Annotated in this window: 13 protein-coding genes and 4 pseudogenes; 8 read left to right on the top strand and 9 right to left on the bottom strand. The window is 62.1% G+C overall.

Annotated features, from left to right (window positions below; all coding sequences use genetic code 11):
- The first annotated feature begins 7 nt into the window (after positions 1-7).
- From AC1DKD_RS14280 to AC1DKD_RS14270, 3 genes are all read left to right on the top strand, one after another.
- Positions 8-3127 (top strand): MexW/MexI family multidrug efflux RND transporter permease subunit, encoded by a 3120-nt coding sequence (locus AC1DKD_RS14280; RefSeq protein WP_477143382.1) that lies wholly within the window; start codon positions 8-10, stop codon positions 3125-3127.
- A gap of 10 nt (positions 3128-3137) precedes the next feature.
- Positions 3138-4568, top strand: a complete 1431-nt coding sequence (locus AC1DKD_RS14275; protein ID WP_477143381.1) for an efflux transporter outer membrane subunit — start codon at positions 3138-3140, stop codon at positions 4566-4568.
- A gap of 806 nt (positions 4569-5374) precedes the next feature.
- Positions 5375-6169: an IclR family transcriptional regulator gene (locus AC1DKD_RS14270; protein WP_441633738.1), complete on the top strand. Its 795-nt coding sequence runs from the start codon at positions 5375-5377 to the stop codon at positions 6167-6169.
- 336 nt (positions 6170-6505) lie between these two features.
- Here AC1DKD_RS14270 and AC1DKD_RS14265 read toward each other — a convergent pair.
- Positions 6506-6724 (bottom strand): annotated as a pseudogene (locus tag AC1DKD_RS14265) (nitronate monooxygenase); the annotation flags it as partial.
- Positions 6725-6782: 58 nt separating this feature from the next.
- On the opposite strand from AC1DKD_RS14265, the pseudogene AC1DKD_RS14260 reads away from it, so the two are divergent.
- Together AC1DKD_RS14260 and AC1DKD_RS14255 are read left to right on the top strand one after the other, a co-directional pair.
- Positions 6783-7148: pseudogene (locus AC1DKD_RS14260) on the top strand (tyrosine-type recombinase/integrase); the annotation flags it as partial.
- 274 nt (positions 7149-7422) lie between these two features.
- Positions 7423-8469 (top strand): GGDEF domain-containing protein, encoded by a 1047-nt coding sequence (locus AC1DKD_RS14255; RefSeq protein ID WP_441633736.1) that lies wholly within the window; start codon positions 7423-7425, stop codon positions 8467-8469.
- A gap of 691 nt (positions 8470-9160) precedes the next feature.
- Here AC1DKD_RS14255 and AC1DKD_RS14250 read toward each other — a convergent pair.
- From AC1DKD_RS14250 to AC1DKD_RS14230, 5 genes are read right to left on the bottom strand one after another with little or no spacing between them, the layout of a single operon-like run.
- On the bottom strand, positions 9161-9979 hold the full coding sequence (locus tag AC1DKD_RS14250; RefSeq protein ID WP_045241932.1) for an enoyl-CoA hydratase: 819 nt from the start codon (positions 9977-9979) through the stop codon (positions 9161-9163).
- A gap of 34 nt (positions 9980-10013) precedes the next feature.
- On the bottom strand, positions 10014-11429 hold the full coding sequence (locus AC1DKD_RS14245) for an aldehyde dehydrogenase family protein (RefSeq protein ID WP_441633734.1): 1416 nt from the start codon (positions 11427-11429) through the stop codon (positions 10014-10016).
- Entirely contained in the window at positions 11426-12214 is a 789-nt protein-coding gene (locus tag AC1DKD_RS14240) for an enoyl-CoA hydratase/isomerase family protein (RefSeq protein WP_441633732.1), read from the bottom strand. The genes AC1DKD_RS14245 and AC1DKD_RS14240 overlap by 4 nt, the downstream gene beginning before the upstream one ends.
- A 29-nt stretch (positions 12215-12243) precedes the next feature.
- On the bottom strand, positions 12244-14331 hold the full coding sequence (locus tag AC1DKD_RS14235) for an acetate--CoA ligase family protein (RefSeq protein WP_441633730.1): 2088 nt from the start codon (positions 14329-14331) through the stop codon (positions 12244-12246).
- 12 nt (positions 14332-14343) lie between these two features.
- Complete coding sequence (locus AC1DKD_RS14230) at positions 14344-15321, bottom strand: Bug family tripartite tricarboxylate transporter substrate binding protein (protein ID WP_441633728.1); 978 nt, start codon at positions 15319-15321, stop codon at positions 14344-14346.
- Positions 15322-15468: 147 nt separating this feature from the next.
- Between AC1DKD_RS14230 and AC1DKD_RS14225 the strand changes: the two genes are divergently transcribed.
- A complete protein-coding gene (locus tag AC1DKD_RS14225; protein ID WP_441633726.1) occupies positions 15469-16389 on the top strand; it encodes a LysR family transcriptional regulator in 921 nt (306 codons plus the stop codon).
- Positions 16390-16549: 160 nt separating this feature from the next.
- On the opposite strand, the pseudogene AC1DKD_RS14220 reads toward AC1DKD_RS14225, so the two are convergent.
- Positions 16550-17364 (bottom strand): annotated as a pseudogene (locus AC1DKD_RS14220) (IS5 family transposase); the annotation flags it as partial.
- A 554-nt stretch (positions 17365-17918) separates the two neighbouring features.
- On the opposite strand from AC1DKD_RS14220, the gene AC1DKD_RS14215 reads away from it, so the two are divergent.
- Positions 17919-19040, top strand: a complete 1122-nt coding sequence (locus tag AC1DKD_RS14215) for an alkene reductase (RefSeq protein WP_441633724.1) — start codon at positions 17919-17921, stop codon at positions 19038-19040.
- A gap of 21 nt (positions 19041-19061) precedes the next feature.
- A complete protein-coding gene (locus AC1DKD_RS14210; protein ID WP_477143380.1) occupies positions 19062-20021 on the top strand; it encodes a TIGR03571 family LLM class oxidoreductase in 960 nt (319 codons plus the stop codon).
- 13 nt (positions 20022-20034) lie between these two features.
- Here the strand turns inward: AC1DKD_RS14210 and AC1DKD_RS14205 are convergent.
- Positions 20035-20629, bottom strand: a pseudogene (locus AC1DKD_RS14205) (IS5 family transposase); the annotation flags it as partial.
- 187 nt (positions 20630-20816) lie between these two features.
- Positions 20817-21515, bottom strand: a complete 699-nt coding sequence (locus AC1DKD_RS14200; RefSeq protein ID WP_477143379.1) for an SDR family NAD(P)-dependent oxidoreductase — start codon at positions 21513-21515, stop codon at positions 20817-20819.
- Positions 21516-21524 lie beyond the last annotated feature (9 nt).

The following is a 21524-nucleotide window of genomic DNA, read 5'->3' as shown; positions in this document are numbered from 1 at the left end:
TCTCATCATGAAATTTACTGATCTTTTCGTCCGACGACCCGTGCTGGCACTGGTCGTCAGCACGTTGATACTGCTCATGGGCCTGCGCGCGTTGGGCGGGCTGCCAATACGTCAGTATCCGCTGACCGAGAGTTCCACGCTAACCATTACCACCCAATACCCCGGTGCGTCGCCGGAACTCATGCAAGGGTTCGTGACGCAGCCTATCGCTCAGTCTGTCGCCACCGTCGAGAACATCGACTACTTGACCTCCTCCTCAACGCAAGGGAGAAGCATCATTACATTGCGGATGAAGCTGAACGCAGACTCGAACAAGGCCATGACTCAGATCATGGCCAAAATGAACGAAGTCAAGTATCGGCTCCCGAAGGAGGCTTACGACCCCGTACTGACGAAGTCGTCCGGTGACGCCACGGCCGTGGCCTATGTAGGGTTCGCGAGCAAGACGATGTCCATCCCCGCGCTGACCGACTACGTCTCCCGCGTCGTGCAGCCCCAGTTCTCTTCGATCGAGGGCGTTGCCAGCCTTGATCTCAATGGCGGTCAGCGGATGGCGATGCGTATATGGCTGGACGCCGATCGCCTGGCTGCGCGCAACATCTCAGCTGGCGAGATCGCGCAGGCGCTGCGCGACAACAATGTGCAAGCTGCCCCGGGGCAGGCCAAGGGACTCTATGTCGTGTCCAACATTCAGGTGAATACCGATCTGATCAACGTGGGGGAATTCCGCGACATGGTGATCAAACGAACGATTAGCGGTATTGTCCGGCTGAGCGACGTCGCGACCGTAGAACTGGGTGCGGCTTCGGCAGACACCAGCGCGACTATGGATGGTGTGAAGGCCGTCTATTTTGGCCTAAACGCCGCGCCTAACGGCAATCCGCTCACCATTGTCAGCAAGGTCAATGAGTTGCTGCCAGAAATCAAAAAGAGCCTGCCTCCCGACGTGCAGGTGGCGGTTCCGTTCGAGCTCGCACGCTTTATTAGCGCCTCCATTGACGAAGTCCGAAGCACGCTGTTCGAGGCCATTGCCATTGTTGTGTGCGTGATCTTCCTGTGCCTTGGCTCATGGCGCGCAGTGATCATTCCGGTGGTAACCATACCGCTGTCGATGCTCGGCGCCGCGGCGTTCATGGCGTTGTTTGGCTTCAGCATCAACCTGCTCACACTGTTGGCCATGGTGCTCGCGATCGGCCTGGTCGTAGACGATGCCATCGTGGTGGTGGAGAACGTCCACCGCCATATCGAGGAAGGCAAGTCGCCGGTGCAGGCTGCACTGATCGGCGCACGCGAGGTTGCCGCGCCAGTGATCGCCATGACGATCACCTTAGCTGCGGTGTATGCGCCGATCGGACTCATGGGCGGCCTAACGGGCACGCTATTCAAGGAGTTCGCCTTCACGTTGGCCGGTTCTGTGGTCGTGTCTGGCGTCATCGCGCTCACGCTGTCGCCGGTCATGAGTTCCTTCCTGCTCGACAGCAAGGCGTCCGAAGGACGGATGGCGCGCCGCGCGGAGCAGATATTTCAACAGGTAGGTACCGCATACGGCCGTCTCCTCGATATCTCTTTGCATCACCGCTGGTTCAGCGGCGCGCTGGCAGCGATCGTCTTCGTTAGCCTGCCGTTGCTCTACCGCAGCGCACAAAGCGAGTTGGCGCCCGTGGAGGATCAGTCCACCGTTCTCACGGCCATCAAGTCACCCCAAAACGCCAATATTGACTATGTGGAAAAATTTGGCCAAAAGTGGAATGACGCCATGAGGACACTTCCTGAACAGAGCAATCTGTGGCTAATCAATGGCTCTGGCGGCGTAGCCAACAGTATCGCGGGCGTCAACTTTGTTGACTGGGACAAGCGAAAGCGCAATGCCGACCAAATTCAGGTAGACATGCAAAGCAGGGCCAACGACATCGAGGGCAGCAATGTCTTTGCTTTTCAGCTGCCATCGCTGCCTGGCTCGACCGGGGGGCTGCCTGTTCAACTGGTCATCAAAAGCGCGGGAGATCACCGTCTCGTATATGAAACCATGGAGACATTGAAGCAATCGGCACGCAAGAGTGGCCTATTCATGGTCGTGGACAGCGACCTGGACTACAACAATCCAGCGGTCCACATCCAGATAGATCGTACCAAGGCAAATAGCTTGGGGATCACCATGAAGGACATCGGCGACACACTCGCAGTTCTAGTCGGCGAAAACTACATCAATCGATTTGGCACCGACGGAAGATCTTACGACGTGATCCCGCAGAGCTTACGCAATGAGCGTATTTCGCCAGAGGCACTGTCGCGCTATTACGTCAAGAGCGCAACGGGCGAGCAAGTTCCGCTGTCGAATTTGGTGCGCCTGTCCACGGGCGTGGAGGCTAATCAGCTGACTCAGTTCAATCAGTTGAATTCAGCCACGTTTCAGGCCATTCCAAATCCGGGTGTGACAATGGGCGACGCGGTACAGTTCCTGACCGAACAAGCTAGGGCGCTCCCCCCCGGCTTCACCTATGATTGGCTGTCAGATGCGCGTCAGTACACGCAGGAAGGTTCAGCGCTCATGATGGCTTTCCTTTTCGCAATCATCGTTATCTATCTTATCCTGGCAGCCCAATATGAAAGCCTGAGAGATCCGTTCATCATTCTGATCAGCGTACCAATGTCGATCTGTGGCGCCCTCATCCCGCTGGCGCTAGGCTTTGCCACCATCAACATCTATACGCAGATAGGCCTGGTCACCCTGATCGGGCTGATCAGCAAGCACGGAATCCTAATGGTCGAATTCGCCAACGAGATGCAGGTGAAAGCGGGCTTGGATCGACGCGCGGCCATCGAGCACTCGGCGAGAATGCGGCTGCGCCCGATCCTGATGACGAYGGCCGCCATGGTTGTCGGCCTAGTTCCCCTTTTGTTTGCATCGGGTGCAGGCGCGAACAGCCGATACGACCTTGGTCTAGTGATCGTGGTAGGCATGCTCGTTGGTACGGTCTTTACGCTGTTCGTGCTTCCGACGGTATACACGATCATCGCTGTCGACCACCGCGCGACGCGCGAGATCGCGGGTGCGCGCACGACACTGCTAGCGGATTCCGCCGATGCCGTCCTTAACTTAAAGCCCACGGAAGCGGATCGTGCATAAGGAAAAGTCCATGAACAAGACACGATACACTCCTATTCTTCACACGGCCGCGATTCTCGGTGCCATCGTCCTCTCTGGGTGTGCGGTCGGTCCGGACTTTAGGCCTCCGGTCGAGGCAGCAGTCACGATAATCAGCCCCGAGCAGGCGCTTTTCACCTCTGACCGAATTCAGCGCGATTGGTGGCGTCAACTGCAGGATCCGCAACTGGACCGGCTCGTCAACCTGTCGCTCGAACGCAATCACGATATCCGAATCGCTCACTCGCGCCTGTTGGAGTCACGCGCCGTGCTGGATGAGAAAACCCTGGACCAATTTCCGACTGTCACGGCAAACGCAGGCTATCACCGGAGCATGTCACAGGCCAACCCGGGGCCCGTCGGCCAGCGCAACCTAGTACAGAACTTCCACGCAAGCATCGACGCAAACTGGGAGATCGACCTATTCGGGCGCCTGCGACGTACGGCTGAGGCGTCCGCGGCCCGAAGCAATGCGGCAGAGGCGGACCTAGCTCAAGCGCGCATTGTCGTGGTCGCAGAGGTGGCCCGCAACTACTATGAAATGCGCGGAGCCGAACGGCACTTGGAGCTTGCACAGGCGAATCTCGAAATCCGTCAAGCCACCTTGCGAGTCACGGAATCGATGGCCTCTGCTGGGCGAGCCCAGGCCAGCGACTTGGCCAGCGCACGTGCCGAGCTAGCAAGCACCAAGGCTCTGATCCCGCAATTTGAGACATCGCGCCGCTTGGCACTCTATCACCTCGCGATCCTCGCCGCGTTGCGGCCAAATGAGTTAGGGGAGCTTGCGCAGCAATCGAAGCTGCCCATTCTAGACACGCATCTGCCGATTGGCGACCTAAGCAGCTTGCTGCGCCGACGACCGGACGTCGCAAGTGCGGAGTCCTCGTGGGCAGCTGCGACGGCCGAGGTGGGGGCAGCCACAGCAGAGCTATATCCACGTATTGACCTCGGCGCATTCCTCGGCTTTGTGGCCATGCGAGGCGTCGATCTTGGAAGCAGTTCTAGCCGCGCATTCGGCGTGACGCCGCTCATTAGTTGGCCTGCATTGCATCTGGCAAGCGTGCGCGCACGTCAACGTGCATTCCAGGCAAGCGAACAAACTGCGCAGGCGCGGTATGAGCAAACGGTCTTGCGCGCACTCGAGGAGGTTGAAGCTGCCTTGACCACGTATGGCCAGACGCAGCAACGTGTGCGCGACCTTGCACAGGCGGCCGACCAAAGCCAACAGGCCGCATCGCTGCTGCACACGCAGTATCGCGAAGGCCGGGCATCATACCTGTCTGAATTGGACGCGCAGCGTACGCTCTTGCGCATACAAGACGGGTTGGCCGATGCAGAAACGGCATCCTATATCARCCTCATCGTGCTATACAAGGCATTGGGAGGTGGTTGGGAGCCCCCTGCGGCGCCGGCCGATTCGTGAGCGGTTTCAGCCTCCTTCGGAGCAGGCTTAAATCAGATCCTTGAGCAGGTCAAAATCAATCGTGATTGATGATCACGCTCATCGCCCACAAGAGCGCAACGAAGGAGAGACTCATCATAATCTCCATCCCTGCTACCACGATTCGCGTGTATCGCCACCCCGGTCCTCTTGATCGAAGGCCGCCTGCTTAATTCTTTGCAGACTTGCTGGTTGCGGTTGCGGGCATGTTCGTGACTCCCCACCAGCACGGGCGTAGAGCATCGGGCACAAGGCAGCTCTGCATTGTTGCGTCGGGAAACACTGAAACAGCGACGGCGGAGCGGCGGATGCCCTTGTGCCGAATTGCTCCCGTGGATCTGGACGGGCCCCCAAGGGTTCGAGCAGAAGGCAGCAAACTGCCATTCTTACCCAGAACTGGAGTGGATACTCTTCCTTCACGCGGAAGCCAGTGACCAAACGGCCACCTGTCGGCCACCCGGTACGTCGAGTTCACATGCGCGTCCCTCCTGCGTGCGGAGAGCCAGCGCACAGCTGTGGCACTGTGGCACGGCACTGCGCACCCGCACGTGATTGTACACACAGAAACGTAGACGCCGCTGCACTCCGACAATCGAAACGCCGCCAACAGGACGTCCCTTGATGGCGCTCTCAGGAGTGCCGTCCCGACGGAAGTACGGCATCTCCACCACCACTTGCCAACCTAAGCCGCAAAGTTGCCACTCCCTACCATTGCGCCCTCAACATCCTGCTGGGCTCGAAATCACTTAGAATAGGATCCGGCACAACTTCTCGTTCAAAAGACTTGTATGGCGAAATCTGCTTTCCGGGCGTTGGCAATCATGGAATTTGTTGCGCAATGCAAGACCGGCGCCACCCATTCCGAGATTGCCGCAGGCCTCGGTATTCCGAAGAGCAGCTTGACGGGGCTTTTACGCGACCTCCAGCAGCCCGGTTACCTGCACCTAGACGAAGGAACGGCTCGATATTCGATCGGCTCGCAGGTCATGTATCTCGCCAACGCCTATCTCAGGAACCTGAATATTGTTCGCGAGGGAGCGCCCTTCGTTCACAAGCTGTATGTGGAGTTGGACGAATTTTCATGTTTGACGCTACCGAAGGGCAACGATTGCATTGTGGTTTGCGCAGAGAGTTCCCCGTCGCCCCTTGCGCATACATTGAATCTTGGAGAGCGATTACCTATGCTTGCCAATGCTGCGGGTCGCGCAATCTTAGCGTTCTTGGATGACACCGAAATCGACGAGTATCTCTCTACGCATCAGCCAATTGCTTATACGGCGCGCACTCTGACAAAGATTAAGGATATACACAAGGAACTTACCGAAGTACGAAAGGTCGGGATCGCGTATGGGCGGGAGGAGTACATGCCTGGCATAACCGCGCTGGCTGCACCGGTCTTCAATATCCAGGGACGCCCCATCGCCTCGATTGCCGTGGCCTTGCCGACTGTGCGGCTCACTAAGGGATTGGAACGCAAGATCGAATCTGTCCTGGTGACCCAAGCGACCGCGCTCTCAAGACGCCTGGGTGCCGAGTCAACGAAACGGCCGCGCGTTAATCCGAGCAACTCTGGTGACGAGTGAGCGCTATCTGCAGGTGAGCCCCCATCCAGCCATGCCCGACAAGCGCTCCTTGTAATGGTGTAGCCAAATCCGGGGGCCACGATCGCAGACGGAAGTCCGTCGATTCGCCTGTCAGGTGGGTACCAACGCTTGAAATTGCGTACGTCCTTGCCATGGAGGACGGCACATCTCACTGTAGCAACGCTTTGGGTCCCGGCATCGGCGCATGTTTCCATTCCTCTTCATGCGCTAGCCAACGAAACTGATGTGGCTAGGTTTCGTCGCTCTGCTCTACGAGCAGAATCCCGTCTTGGCCTACCCCAGAGAAAGGGCGATCAAGCCCGCTGAGATCTGAACCTACCTAATGACAGTGCCAGCGACCACCCCCAAATAGCCAGACAACCGATGCAGGATCAGCGTTTCGGCCTCCACCATAATCCGCTCCTTCGTGTCCTTGACCGTCGGAATATCGTTGATTAGACCGGCAACCATTCCGCAGCTCCAAGCTCCAGCGTCCATCTCTCCGTCAACCATGACGCGAGGGTAAACGCCGGCCGCTTGCTCGTGGATGTCCGATATCTGGTGTGGATTCAACCGGTCGATGCAACACACTATGAACTGTGTGAGCGGGCCACCGGCACAGCATCCCGGCGAGGAGCGCCCCATCGTGCAGCCGATCATCGGCAAGGAAAAACCCTTGTCACGGGGCGCGCTGCACCTGGTGCTGAAGGAGGTGTTCGGGATGGCCGCCGCGCGCCTGCGCGCGCGCGGCCCCGAGTGGGCAAGCCGGGCCGCGGTGCTGGCCAGCGCGTCAGCGCACTGGCTGCGCCATACCGCGGGGTCGCACATGGCCGACCAGCAGGTGGACCTGCGTTTCGTGCGGGACAATTTCGGGCATGCATCCATCGCCACGACCAGCGCCTACCTGCACACCGAAGACGATGCACGGCATGAGGCCACGCAGGAACGTCACCGGATCGGGTGGACGCGCGAAACGTGACGGGCGGCCAGCATGCCTGCTTTGGTCAATGCCCCGCCGCGGCGCTGGCGAAACAAGACTACAGTGTAGCGCGTCAGCTTTGGACTCCAGACCGACTTCTCGAACGGCATCGATAGCACTGAAGCGGGCCGATCGACGTAAAAAATGCGTCTCGAAACCGAGCGGACGCCGAAGCCACGAACGGCAGGATAACCGTTCCAGCCCCCTTCAGGAACCGGCACAAGCTGTCGTTAATACAAGCAGCGTCACTACAGCAACCGTACGCACAACCAGCATGACCTGCCACGATACCCCGGAAAGCACGCTACAGGCCGCCTTCTTGCGGCATCAAGAAACCCTTGCCCCGCCGAACCGCGTGTTCGGCGACGACGACAGTGCCGTATACCGAACCCTGCTGGAATCGACCAAAGCCATCCCCTGGAAAATCGACTGGGCGACTATGGAATTCGCCTATATCGGTCCACAGATCGAAGCGCTCTTGGGCTGGGCGCCGTCGACCTGGAGGAACGTCAACGATTGGGCCGAGCGTATGCATCCGGACGACCGCACAGCGGTGGTCGAGTTTTGCGTTGCACAGTCGCAGGCGGGCACCGATCACGAAGCCGACTATCGCGCGCTCACGCGCGACGGCGGATACATATGGTTGCGCGACGTCGTGCACGTCGTGCGCAACGCCAAAGGCGATGTCGATTCACTGATCGGCTTTATGTTCGACATCAGCGAGCGCAAGCGCACGGAGGAAAAGCTCGCGCAACTGCAGAAGGAACTCGAACACCTTTCGTTCAGAGAACGCCTGACGGGAGTAGGCAACCGCCGCATGTTCAACAGCGTGATGGAACGCGAATGGGCGACAGCGAAAGAAAACGGCAAGCCGCTGTCGTTAATCATGATCGATATCGACTTCTTCAAGTCGTACAACGATTACTACGGCCACCTGCAGGGGGACGAATGTCTGAAGCGGATCGCCCGCCTGCTGGGCGAAGTGGCCGGCCCGGGCAATGTGCTTGTCCGCTTCGGCGGCGAGGAATTCTTGCTGGTGTTGGCCGACACCGATGCGGAGGCCGCTGTGAGAATCGCCGAACGCTGCCGCGCTTTTATCGCGGAGGAAGCGATTGCGCATGTGCGCTCGCCGTACAACCAGTGCGTGACGGCGAGCTTCGGCGTCGGCACGATCGTGCCGACTGAGCGCATGGACCCGACCGCGTTCCTAAACCTAATCGACGCGCAGTTGTATCACGCAAAGGAAAATGGCCGAAATCGCATTTCCTGCGTCGATCGCGCGGGTATGCTGGGGGAGTCGTTCAAGTTACATTCGCGCTGAAATATGCCCGTCCGCCCCTGACGTAGATACTGGCTGAAGCACAAGCAAGTCAAGGCCGCACCACGGGCCAAGACGCGTCGCGCCCCCCTAACTAAGGCTTCAGCCCGCCCGACTAAGCCCGTAAATGAGCCCGCTAAGCCCGTCGATCCGGTGCCGCAGGCCATCGTGAAGCTGCAAAATCGTTTCCCGCAAACCTTTCTGAAGCGTCCAGCTGTTGCAGATCGTTATTTCGGCTAATGGCAACCTCAAATTCCGCAAATGTGGGTGCCAGCCAGGATAGATGAAGGAAAAACGCTCTTCTCCTGCCGATGCTCGCGAGTGCTTTCAATGAAGATCTCCCTGGCGCGCAGATCGTGGCATGAACGCGGATCGCCAGAATACCCCTATTTTTCCGATCTTTCGCGAGGTCATACGCATGGCTCTACCGAACTATCACCTTCCCCGTCCGCCCTGCCCGGCCAGCAATCGTGAAGTGTAGATAGAATGGTCGCCTCCCGCCCTCTGCAGGACACGTACCATGGCATGAAGCGCAAGGCTATCTTTCGATAGACAGCGTCAGCTGACGGGGTGCATTCTGCAGCCAGTGCACTTGTACTGATATTGACGTTTATCACAGTCGTCTCCTTGTTTCGGCTCTGTCGGCCATATTCTTCCCAGCACGCGTTGCGCGGCACCCGGCCGGGTTGACTGCTTATGCGCCAGTAAAGTGCGCCTGCCTGCGTTCAACGAAGTGGGCCACGCCTTCCTTGAAGTCCGCGCTCTGGATACTGGCGAACATCTCCTCATTGGCCTGCCGGGTGGCCTCGACCAGGCTTTGGAAAGGCACCTCTCCAAGCTGCTTTTTTATCACGCCGATCGAACGCGGTGACACGTTCTGGGCCAGGTCCTCCGCGTAGCGCAGCGTTTCGGGAAGCAGGCTGTCTACGTCATAAAGCCGGTTCACCAGACCCATCTGCAGAGCCTCCGTCGCCGATACCTTGCGCGCTGAGTAGAGCAGGTCGGCGGCATGCCCGGGGCCGACCACACGCGGCAGCATCCAGGAGATGCCGTGCTCGGCAATTAGCCCGCGCTTGGCAAAGGCCGTGCTGAACGCCGCCTTGTCGCTGGCAAAGCGAATATCGCTGTAGAGCGCGAAGACGAGCCCCAGCCCCGCCGCCGCGCCATTGATGGCGGCAATCACCGGCTTGCGCATGGCGGGGAAGTAGCCGTAGCGCGTCTGGTAGTCTGGGCGGCGGTTCATGTCGAACGGCCGCATCCATTGCGCGGCGCGGATATCGCCAGGCGGCAGGATCTCGAGTTCCTCGATGTCCATGCCGGCGCAGAAACCGCGGCCGGCACCGGTCAGCACCACCACGCGGACCGTGTTGTCGCGGTCGACGTCTTCCATAGCCTGGCGGAGTTCCGCCTCCATTACCTTGGTGAGGGCGTTGAGCTTGTCGGGGCGGTTGAGCGTGATGACGGCGATGCGGTTGTCCGTGCCGGCTTTGGTGAGTTCGATCTGCGTGTACATGCTTTTTGCTCCGAGATGTTGCTGAGGACGTGGCTCAGGGAAGTTGAATCGACTTGGGCTCGAGGAATTCCTCCAGCCCGAAGACGCCGCCCTCTCGCCCGACGCCCGACATGCCGAACCCGCCGAACGGGGCGAGCGCGTTGAACCGCCCGCCATTCACATCGACCTGCCCGGCGCGCAATTCGCGCGCCACTGCTTGGCCCTGCTCCGGCGTGGCCGCCCACACCGTGGCCGCGAGGCCGTAGGGCGTGGCGTTGGCAAGCGCGATGGCATCTTCCGGCGTGTCGTAGCAAAGCACGGCCAGCACCGGCCCGAACACTTCCTCGTTGGCCAGACGGCTGTCCGCCGGCACATCGCCGAACACCGTCGGCGCGACGAAGTTGCCGGCGTCGGGCACGGGCGCCTGGCTACCGCCCGCCAGCAGTTCGTAGCCCGCGGCTTCCGCTTCGCAGATAAATGCCAGCACACGCGCTTTCTGCGCCGCTGAGAGCAAGGGGCCCACGCGCGTGGCTGCATTGTCCGGGTCGCCGAGGGTCAGGGAGGCGGCGCTTTCCTTCAGCAATTCGCGGCAATGCGCGTAGGCCTCGCGCGGCACCAGCAGCCGTGTGGTGGCGCTGCAGGTTTGCCCGCTGTTGAGGAAGCAGGACGCCAGCGTGGCCTTGATCGCGCGGCCGAGATCCGCGCCAGGTAGCACCACGGCGGCGGATTTGCCGCCCAACTCCATCGACAGCCGCTTCATGTCGCCTGCGGCAATGGATGCGATCTTGCGGCCCACCGCGGTGGATCCCGTGAACGACAGCATGTTGACGCCGGGATGCGCCACCAGCGCCTCGCCAACCGCCGCGCCACCCAGCACCACGTTCAGCACGCCGCGCGGCAGATCGGCGCGCTCTACAGCGTCCATCAGCCGCACGGCGGTTGCCGGAGCCAGCTCCGACGGCTTTAGTACCACGGTGCAGCCCGCCAGTAAGGCTGGCGCCAGCTTGGCGGTGATCTGGTGCAATGGATAATTCCACGGCGTGATGGCAGCCACCACGCCCACCGGTTCGAGCACGATGCGCGAATTGCCCACGCTACGCTCGAAGCTGAAATCCTCCGCCAGCGCGGCCGTGGCTCGCCACGCGGCAACTGGCGCATCCACCTGGATGCGCTGCGCCAGCTTGAGCGGCATGCCGACCTCGCGCGAGATTTCGCGGGCCAGCTCTGCCGAAACCGCCTCCAGCGCGTCGGCGATCGCCTGCAGGAAGGGCGCCCTGCCCCGCGCACCCAGCGCGCGCCAGCCGGACAGAGCGAGCCTCGCGGCCCCAACCGCCGCGCCGACATCCGCCTCGCTGCCGAACGTCACTGCGGCCAGCGGTGCGCCGGTTGCCGCGTCGTGGATCCGGGCCTCGCCGGTGGGCTTTATCGCCACCCGCGCGCCATCGATGTAATGCTGTGCAATCTGTTTCACTGCTGTTTCTCCTTGCTCGCGCGTTTTTCCAGGAAGGCTGCCATCACGCGCTGGGGTTCGCCGTCCGCATAACATTCGAGCTGGGCGCGGATGCCAGCCACGCAGGCATCGTCGAAGCCCGGCTGGCTCATCGTGCGCAGGCGCTGCTTCGACAGCCGCACGGCCGTGGGCGGCAGCGCCGCCAGCTTGCGTGCGCGCGCCAGCGCGCTGCCCATCAGTTCGTCCGCCGCACATAGCTCCGTCACCAGGCCGATTTCGTACGCCCGCTGCCCGCTGACCAGATCGCCCGAGAGCGACATCTGGATGTTGTGGGTATGGCCCACATGCAGGGTCATCAGGTAGGAGCCGACAATGCTGGCCAGGCCGGCCTTGACCTCTGGCTGGCCCCAGCGACTGTCCGCCGTGGTGATGCGCCAGTCGGCGCACAGCGCCATCTGGAAGCCCGCGCCAGCCGCCACGCCATGCACCGCGGCCACGCAGGGCTTGTCCAGGTCGCGCACAGCCTGGTACATGGCGCGCTGCCGGTTGAGCCAGGGCACGATCTGCTGCCAGGTGACGGCCGCCGCTTCGTCCAGGTCCTGACCCGAGCAGAAGGCGTGCGGCCCGGCGCCCGCTAGCACCACCGCACGCACTTCGGGGGTGCGGTTCAACTCATCCAGGCTGGCGATCAGACACGTGCGCAGCGCATCATTGACGGCATTCATGCGGTCGGGGCGATTCAGCGTCACTACGGCGATGCCGTCTTCCACGGCTACAGTGACTTCGTCTTTGGGTGTGTTTTGCATTTGCATTCCGCGCTCCGTTGTCTCAAGTTTCACGTCATTTCCACAACGGCATCGACTGCCACCACGCCCTGCCCCGCCGGCATCACCATCAGGGGATTGATGTCCACGGCCTTAAGCGAATTGCGGTAAACCAGCGCAAAATTCCCGAGCGCAACAGCGGCAGATGCCAGCGCCTCCAGATCCAGTGCGGGCATGTCACGGTAGCCGTCGAACAGGGGCGCCAGCCGCAGGCGCCGGCAGGCGGCCCGGGCTTCTTCCATGCCGAAAGGCGCCAGCAAAGTGACAATGTCCTTGCGCAGCTCCAGCAAGGTGCCGCCTTCACCGATCATCAGCAGTGGTCCAAGAGCGGGATCCACCGTAACGCCCAGCGCGAACTCGTGCCTGCCCCTGACCATCTGCCCAACCACCACGCGCGGCGTGGCCACGTCCAGCTCGACCAGTTTTGCCAAGCAGGCTTCCGCCGCCGCGCGCACGCTGTCGGCATCGGTCAGCCGCAGCCGCACCAACCCATGTTCGCTCTTGTGCGGCACACTGGCCGCACAGCCCTTGACCACCATGGCACCGCCGCCGAGTGCCGCGAACGCTGCCGCGGCCTCGTCCCCGTTGGCGCATTGCCGGTGCGCCACAACCGGCACGCCGTGTTCGGACAGCAGGGCCAGGCTGGCGTGCTCGTCCAGCAAGCCATTGCCGGCGTACGCCAAGGGTGCCGGGGACGGCAGGATCGACACGGCGCCGCTCAGCCGCCGGTGCCCGGCGTACTGGCTCAGCGCGGCAATCGCGTCGGCCTCCGTGATGTAAGTCGGGATGCCCTGCCCGGCAAATACCTCGCGTACGCTCTGCTGAGGCGCACTAATGATCAGCGGTTTGGCATGCTGGCAAAGAAAGGCCGCCGAATGGCGCGCCAGCGCGTCCACGTCATAGCCGGGCCCCGCCACGGGGATCCCTATCATCACCATGTCGGCTTCCGGGTCGCTGCCCAGTGCATCCAGCACACGCGGGAACATATCGCCCTTACCGAGCAGCGCGGCAGTCATGTCGAGTGGGTTGTTGGCGCTGCCGAAGTCCGGCAGAATCGCCGCCAGGCTGTCTTGCGTGGCAGGGGCCAGTTCGGTCAGCGGCAGCCCGGCCTGCTCGGCCAGGTCGGCTGACATCACGCCCACCGCGCCGCTGTGGCTCATCACCACGGTGCGCCCTTCTGCCGCGTCATGCCCTTGCAGGTAGAGCGCCGTGGCGCGGATGAACTCGTTCATGTCCCGCGCGCGCCAGATGCCGTGCCGCGCCAGGAACGCGTCGACGGTGGCGTCGTTGCCGACCATGGCGCCGGTGTGCGAGGCCGCGGCCACCGCGCCGCGCTGGCTGCTGCCGCTCTTGAGCACTACCACGTGCGCGCCGCGCTGCCGCGCCACCGCGGCGGCGGCAGCCAGGCGTACCGGGCTGGACAACGATTCCAGGTAGACCAGGATCAACCGGATGGCGGGATCGGCCGCCACCGCTTCCGCCATGGCGCAGGCATCTATATCGGCATCGTTGCCGGTGGCAACGAGATAGCGCACGCCCAGTCCCGCCTGACGCAGCAGCGCATAAGGCATCACACTGGCGGCGCCGCTCTGGCTGATGATGGCAATGGGCCCGTCGGCCGGGGCCACCTCCATGAACATGGTGCTGAAATTGAGCACCGCGCCGCTGGCGAAGTTGGCCGTGCCCTGGGCGTTGGGCCCCACCAGCCGCATGCCACCGGCATTGGCCGCCGTCACCAGTTCGTCCTGCCGCTGGCGGCCGGCCTCGCCCGTTTCGCCAAAGCCCGATGCCATCACCACGGCCGCCTTGACGCCGATCTCGCTGCACTGGCGCACCTGCGCCAGTGCAGCCTCACCCGACACGGCGATCACCACGGCATCTGGCACCTCGCAGATATCCTGGACGCTGGCATAGGCCCGATGTCCCTGGATCTCCGCGCGGGCCGGATTGACCGGAAATACCTTGCCCTCGAAGCCAAAGCGGTTCAGGTAATGGATGGGCCGCCCGCCGACCTTGTTGGGATTGTCCGATGCGCCGATCACGGCGACCGAGCGCGGGCGGAACAGCGCTTCAAAATGGGAGTGCATCAGGGAGTTCATGGCAATGCTCTCTCAGTCCAGGCTTGCGCCGGAGGCCTTGACCACCGCCGACCATTTGGCCGCATCGCGCTGGATCAACTGGGAAAATTCCTTGGGCGTGCCGGGCAGCGGCTTTGCACCCAGCGCGGCCAACTGGGCCTTCACATCCGCCTGCGTGAGCACCTTCTGCAGCTCACCATTGAGGCGCGTGATCACATCAGGCGGAGTGCCCTTTGGCGCGGACAGCCCAAACCAGATCGTCACCTCGAAGCCGGGCAAGCCGGACTCCGCCACCGTCGGCACCTTGGGCAGCGCTTCCGAACGGGTTGTGCCGGTCACGCCCAGCGCCTTGACCTTGCCGGCGCTGTGGTACTGCACTTGGCTGGAGACGGTATCGAACATCATCGAGATGCGGCCGCCCAGCAGATCGGTGAACGCCGCGCTCGAGCCCTTGTAGGGCACATGGACGATATCGATGGCGGCCATCGACTTGAACAATTCGCCCGACAGGTGATTGGAGCTGCCGTTGCCAGCCGAACCAAAGGTCAGAGTGCCGGGCTTCTGGCGTGCCAGCGCGATCAGGTCCTTGACGTTGGCGACAGCCAGGGAGGGGGCCACCACCAGCACATTGACGGTCGATGCCACTGACCCGACCGAGTCGAAGGCCTTGGCCGGATCGACCTTCAGGGTTTTGTACAGTGAAGGGTTGATCGCCATCGTCCCAGTCGTCGAGAAGAACAGCGTATAGCCATCCGGTGCGGCCGAGGCGGCGGCTTCGGTGGCAATGGTACCTCCCGCGCCGCCGCGATTGTCTATCACAATAGGCTGGCCAAGCTGCTGCGACAGGTGTTGTCCGATCAGCCGCGCCAGGGCATCCGTGGGGCCGCCCGCGGGGAACGGCACCACCAGCTTGACCGGTTTATCGGGGTAGCCCGCTGCGGTGACGCACAGGCTGGACAAAGCCAGCGCGGCTGGCGCAGCCCAGCGCAGGAAGGAAGTGGTGAATCTCACGTCTGTCTCCGTTGTTGTCTTTGGCCTGCTCTTGTGGTCAGGCGTATTTGCAGTGTAGTGAGCCCGATGAGATTACATAAGCGTATACTCAGATATAGCTGATATCACTAAAAAGCATGGGCATCGGATCCCATCGCTCCCTCAGATATGAACATCAAGCAACTCGAAACACTGGTCCTGGTGGCGGAACTCGGCTCGCTTTCCCGCGCCGCCAAGGCTACTGGCGTCGCGCAATCGCTGGTCAGCCGCAGCATCGGGCAACTGGAGGCCGAATGGGGCGACCGCCTGTTCGAGCGCACGGGCCGCGGCGTGGTGCTGTCCGAGTTCGGCCGGCGCGTCTTTCCGCAAGTGCAGTTGCTGCTGGCCCAGTCGGTCCGCCTGCAGGACGAAGTGAAGGACGCGGCCGGCGTGCCGTCCGGCGTGGTCCACGTGGGCGTGCTGCCGTCCATGGCGCGGCGGGTGGTGACGCAGATGTTCGAGGACACACAGGCCAGGGCACCCGGCGTGCTGCTGCATATCTCCGAGGGCTTCAGCGGCCAGCTGGATGAGCAACTGGCCTCGGGGCGGCTGGATATGGCGGTGATAAACCGCTACGGACACGGCCCACGACAGGATGAAGACATCCTTGGCGAGGTTGCCACCTACCTGATCTGCGCCGCCGCGCATCCCATGGCGAAGCGGCAAAGCATCACCCTGCGCGAGCTGGCCGGCCTGCCGCTGGTGCTGCCGCCCGCGCCCAACGGCTTGCGCTCCATCCTGGACCAGCATGCGCGCCAGCAAGCCATCGCCCTCAATGTGGTGCTGGAAGTGGAGTCGCTTGCCACGATGAAGGAAGTGGCGATGGGCGGGCACGCCATGACCATCCTGCCTATGCTCGGCGTAGACGATGAGATCCGCGCCGGGCAACTGGCCGCGCTGGAGATACGCAACCCGGCCATTCCGCGCACCATCGCAATCGGTGTCACCCGGCACCACCCGCTGTCGCGCGCGTCGCGCTATGTGCTGTCGCGCCTGCACGACGTGGTGCCGGCGCTGATTGCGTCCGAAACAAGGAATGCCGCGCGCTGAGCGGAAGCCGGCGGCTCATCGGCAGACGCGCTGCCAGATGCCAGCGTCGCAGATGTGTTTCAACGGTCGGATACGGAAAAGTGAACATCGACAGGCAGGCAAGCGCAGAATCGCCCATCCTTGAACTCTCAAACATGCTCTTGACTAAGAGACCATTACAAAAAGGCTGCTCAGCGCGCCTGAAGATGTTCCAGCAGAGGAGAGAGCAGCCAAGTTTCAGGAATGCTTCGTGAATGTCAACGCGGCGCTCGAAGCGAATGCGAAGATGACGAAAATTGTGGGGCCATGCATGAGCACGTTCGACTACCCAGCGAAACTTGCCGAGACCGCTACCGTGTTCGGTTCGGCGTTTCGCGAGCACTGGCTTGATGCCGAGCTCGCGTAGCTTCTGACGATGCAGTTCGGAATCGTAGCCGCGATCGGCGTAGATGACTTTGGGCTTCTGAAGTGGTCGGCCACGCACGCCGCGAATCGGTGGAATCGCGTCGACGAGCGGCAGCAGTTGGGTGACGTCGTTTCGGTTCGCGCCAGTCAGGATTGCACTGACGGGGATTCCGTTGGCGTCGACGAGGATGTGGTGCTTGGAACCTGGTCGCGCTCGATCCGTGGGGTTCGGACCCGTTTTTCGCCCGCCCCAACAGCTCACACCGACGACGAATCGACGGCTGCTCGTGAGAAATCGAGTTGGCCCACCTCGCGTAGCTTCGCGAGCAGCAACTCGTGCAGTCCGTCCCACACGCCCGCCTTCTGCCAGTCGCGCAGACGCCGCCAGCGAGTCGGGCCGGAACCAAAGCCCAACTTGATCGAAAGGTCGCACCAACGTATCCCGGTCTTGAACACGAACAGGATGCCTTTCAACGTCGCCCGATCTGAAACGGGAAGGCGGCCCGGATACATTTTTCGGCGCGGCTTCGGTAGTGGAAGCAGCGGTCCGATCAGTGCCCATAACTCGTCGTCAATGATCGGCACGCCCATCCCTATGGTCCCAGTTGTTCAGGTGCTCAAAGGTTAACAGCTAGCCGAGGAAGTTAACAGCCCCTTTCTGGGTCTTTTCTGAATGATCTCTAAGGAGCTTGGCATTCATGATGATCTCCGTGTCGGGTTACGGTGTTTGGCCGCTCACTACAAGCGGGTTGTCCGGCTTGGCTTCCTGGATCAGGGCCGGCCATACGCTGCGGAACGAAGTATGGTCAGTCCGCGCCACAAGAAAAACCGTGTCGCGCGCAGAAGAGACTTGAATCCGCTGCAACAATGCCCGGCGGCTCTTGCCGCGGAGACACATCCAAAGCCGCCAGCTTCCTGGCCGTTCTCCCGCACTCCGTTGTTCTCCAGCGCGGGGCGCACATCGGCATATCCTTGACCTGCACGCAAGGATCATTTGCCCGCAGCGGGGTTTATTCGGAACCCGGGTTCTCCCGATAATCACCACATCTTGCCGGCAACGCGGCCGGAGCAACCCCAAGGGTCTTCATACTGGCCGGCTCCTCGTGGCGGCTTTCAGCCTGACCCTTCCTACATGCGAGAGAACTGTGCTTTTCACTCCCTACCACCTCGGCAACATCGAGATGCCCAACCGCATCGTCATGCCTCCCATGACCCGCTCGCGGGCCGGCGCCGGCGACGTCGCCACCGACCTGATGGCCGAGTACTACAGCCAGCGCGCTAGCGCAGGCCTGATCATTTCAGAAGGCACGCAGATCAGCCGACAAGGCCAAGGTTATGCCTGGACCCCCGGCATCTACAGCGCGGAGCAGGTGCACGGCTGGCGCAAGATCACCGACGCTGTGCATGCCACCGGTGGCAGGATGTTCGCGCAGCTCTGGCATGTGGGCCGGATTTCGCACACTTCGCTGCAGCCGGACAATGCCGCGCCGGTTTCGTCATCGGCGCTGGTGGCGGATGGCGTCAAGGTATTCATCGATCCCGAGGGGCGCGGCCCGCAAGCCGGTATCGGCGAAATGATCCAGCATTCCACGCCGCGCGCGCTTGCTGTCGACGAAATCCAGGGCATCGTCGCGGACTACGCCAAAGCCGCGCGCAACGCTTTGGAGGCTGGCTTCGACGGCGTTGAGCTGCATGGCGCCAATGGTTACCTGATCATTGATTCGCAAGCCAATTCCCGCGATGACGAATACGGCGGCTCGCTGTGCAATCGGCTGCGCTTCCTCAAGGAGGTGGCCCAGGCCGTGACCGACGTGGTCGGAAAGGAACGCATCGGTGTGCGCCTGGCGCCGTTGACCACCCTGCAGGGCGCGGTCGACGATACCCCGGAAGCCACCTACCTTGCCGCTGCACATGCGCTCGGGCAGATTGGTGTTGGCTATATTCATATCGCCGAGGCGGACTGGGAAGATGCCCCGGTGATGCCGGCGGCGTTCAAGGAAGCATTGCGCGCCATCTATCCGGGCACGCTGATCTATTCCGGCAACTACACCCTGGCGCGTGCCGAGCAAGCGCTGGCCAAGGGTTGGGCAGACCTGATCGGCTTCGGCCGCGCATTTGTCGCCAACCCGGACCTGCCTTACCGCCTGCAGCACAGGCTGCCGCTCAGCGCAGGTGACCGCTCCAAGTACTTTGGGGGTGCCGCTGCCGGCTATACAGACTACCCGCGCCACACCGGCACCTCGCTCGAAACCAAGGCCGTCGCATAGGCCGGCACACAAGGAATCGCCATGCCATCCGCATTGGAGAAACTGACCGCCGGCGGCTTCAGCGTCGGTGTCGAATTGCCTCTGGACAATGACTGGTCGCCCGCCGGCGACCCTGCGCGCCGTCAGGCCGGCCGCCTGCCCGGCGAGCCGGACCTGACCCGGCACGGTGAGCTGGCCAGGTTGGCAGATCAACTCGGTTTTCGCGCGCTGTGGGTGCGGGACGTACCACTCTATGACCCGCAGTTCGGTGACGCCGCGCAGGTCTTCGAAACCTTCAGTTACCTGGGCTACCTGGCAGGCGTGACCGAGCGCATCCTGCTCGGCACGGCCGCGGTCGTGCTGCCGCTGCGCGAACCGGTGCTGACACTGAAATCCGCCGCCACGGTAGATCATCTAAGCAACGGCAGGCTACTGCTCGGCGTGGCCAGTGGCGATCGCCCCATCGAATACCCAGTCTTCGGCCGCAACTTCGAACATCGTGGCGAGGCCGTCCGCAAGCAGGTAGCACTGTTGCGCGACGCGGGCGCGGCCGAGTTGCCCGCTGGCATCAAGGTATTGCCGCGCCTGCATAAGCCATTGCCCCTGTTGGTGGCAGGGCTGGCCCAGCAGACCCCCTCCTGGGTAGGTGAGYATATGGACGGGTGGCTTGCCTATCCCGGCACGCCGGAAGACCACACGCGCCGCAGCGTGCTCTGGCGCAGCGTAGCCGGCGCGAAGCCTTACATCAGCTTTCTCCACCTTGACTTGCTGGATGATGCGAACGCGCCGCTGCAACGCCAGCGCTTTGGCGCGGCAGTTGGCCGTAACGGCCTGATTGGCGAGCTCCATGCCATGCGCGAAGCCGGCGCCGGACATATCGGCCTGCACTTCCGCCGCAGCCACCGGCCGGTGCGGGAAGTCATGGAGGAAATCGCGGCCCATGTACTGCCGCACTTTCACGACGACGCGCGCATCGCCAATGGTCAGCCTGAAACCGCCTGAGGAGCCCCAGATTGACATCGTTGACGTTGGCGGGCGTGCCCACCGCCGGGTGCACCAGGCCAGAGTCAGCATTCACGCCAATGTGAGCCTTCATGCCGAAGTGCCATTGGGCTCCCTTCTTGGCCTGGTGCATCTCAGGGTCGCGCTCTCCCGACTTGTTCTTGGTCGAACTCGGCGCCGCGATGAGCGTGGCGTCCACTGCCGTGCCTTCTTTAGCAGGTAGCCGTGGGCAGTGAGTTGCTCATTGACGGTCTTGAGAAATTGCTCGGCCAGTTGATTGCGCTCGAGCAGATGCCGAGAGAGCAGGATGCTGACGCGGCCGGGAAGGCGACTCATTCACCCAAGGCGGCGAATTCACGGTAAAGAGGCGTGAAGTACAACGCTTCCTCTATGGCCACGTCGCTCAGACTAAACCACTACTGCAGAAGATGGATGCGCAGCATCGCCTCAACAGGAAATGGCGGGTGACCCGTTGCTTTGGTCGGCGCGTGCGGCGCAATCAACGCCACAAATTCACGCCACGGCACCACGCATTCCATCTCGTCAAGAAACACACGCTTGCGCGTGCGCCTGTTGCTCAAGTCCAATCCAAGTTCAGTCTGTTTCATGCACTCGTCGTCACTCGAATAGCACAGCCTGCCTATCGGGCTTTGTGCGAGTTAGCTAGGTAAATTGGTACCGGTGAAGATCGTCGTCCAGTCGCTTCACGTCAGTACCTGGACGCCTCTACTGCACACGAAATCGAGTCCGATCCAACGACAGCCGGCTGCTGCCGGCTGTCGTCGAGCACCACAATCAGGCGATGCCGAATCCTCCATCCACAGGCAGAATCACCCCCGTCACATATTGCGCGTCTTCCGAGCACAAGAACCGCGTCACGCGCGCCACATCACCAGGCGTGCCCCAGCGGCGCATCGGCAGCCGCGCCATGATGGCGGTGCTGCGCTCAGGATTGTCGAGCGCACCGGCCGACAGCCGCGTGCGGATCCAGCCCGGCGCGACCGCGTTCACCCGGACGCCGTGCGGCGCGAGGGCCACAGCATACGAGCGTGTCAAGCCGAGAATGCCGGCCTTGCTCGCGGCATAGGCCGGGTTGTTCGCCGAGCCGAAGTAGCTCCACATCGAGGCAACATTCACCACCGCCCCCTGGGCACGCACCAGGCGCTCCTGCAGCACGCTGGTCAGGATCTGCGACCCGTTCAGATTGACATCGACGACGGCTCGAAAGCCCTCTGGTGTGAACTCCTTGCCCTCGTGCCGGATGATGCCAGCGGCATTGACCAGCACCGATACGTCATCCAGATCTTCGGTCACCGCCCGGACAGCTTCAACCGAGGTCACGTCGAGCTTGCGGTAGGTCAGCGCGTCAGGCAGGTCCGGATCGGTATCCATGCCAAGGCAGACGACCCGCATGCCTGCCGCGTTGAGTTCCTCGGCAATGGCCCTGCCGATGCCTGTTCCACMGCCCGTCACCACTGCAACACGTTGCTCCATACTAAAAAG

The organism is Cupriavidus sp. 05T313, assembly GCF_056396665.1.
This window is presented reverse-complemented; position numbering and strand designations above follow the sequence as displayed.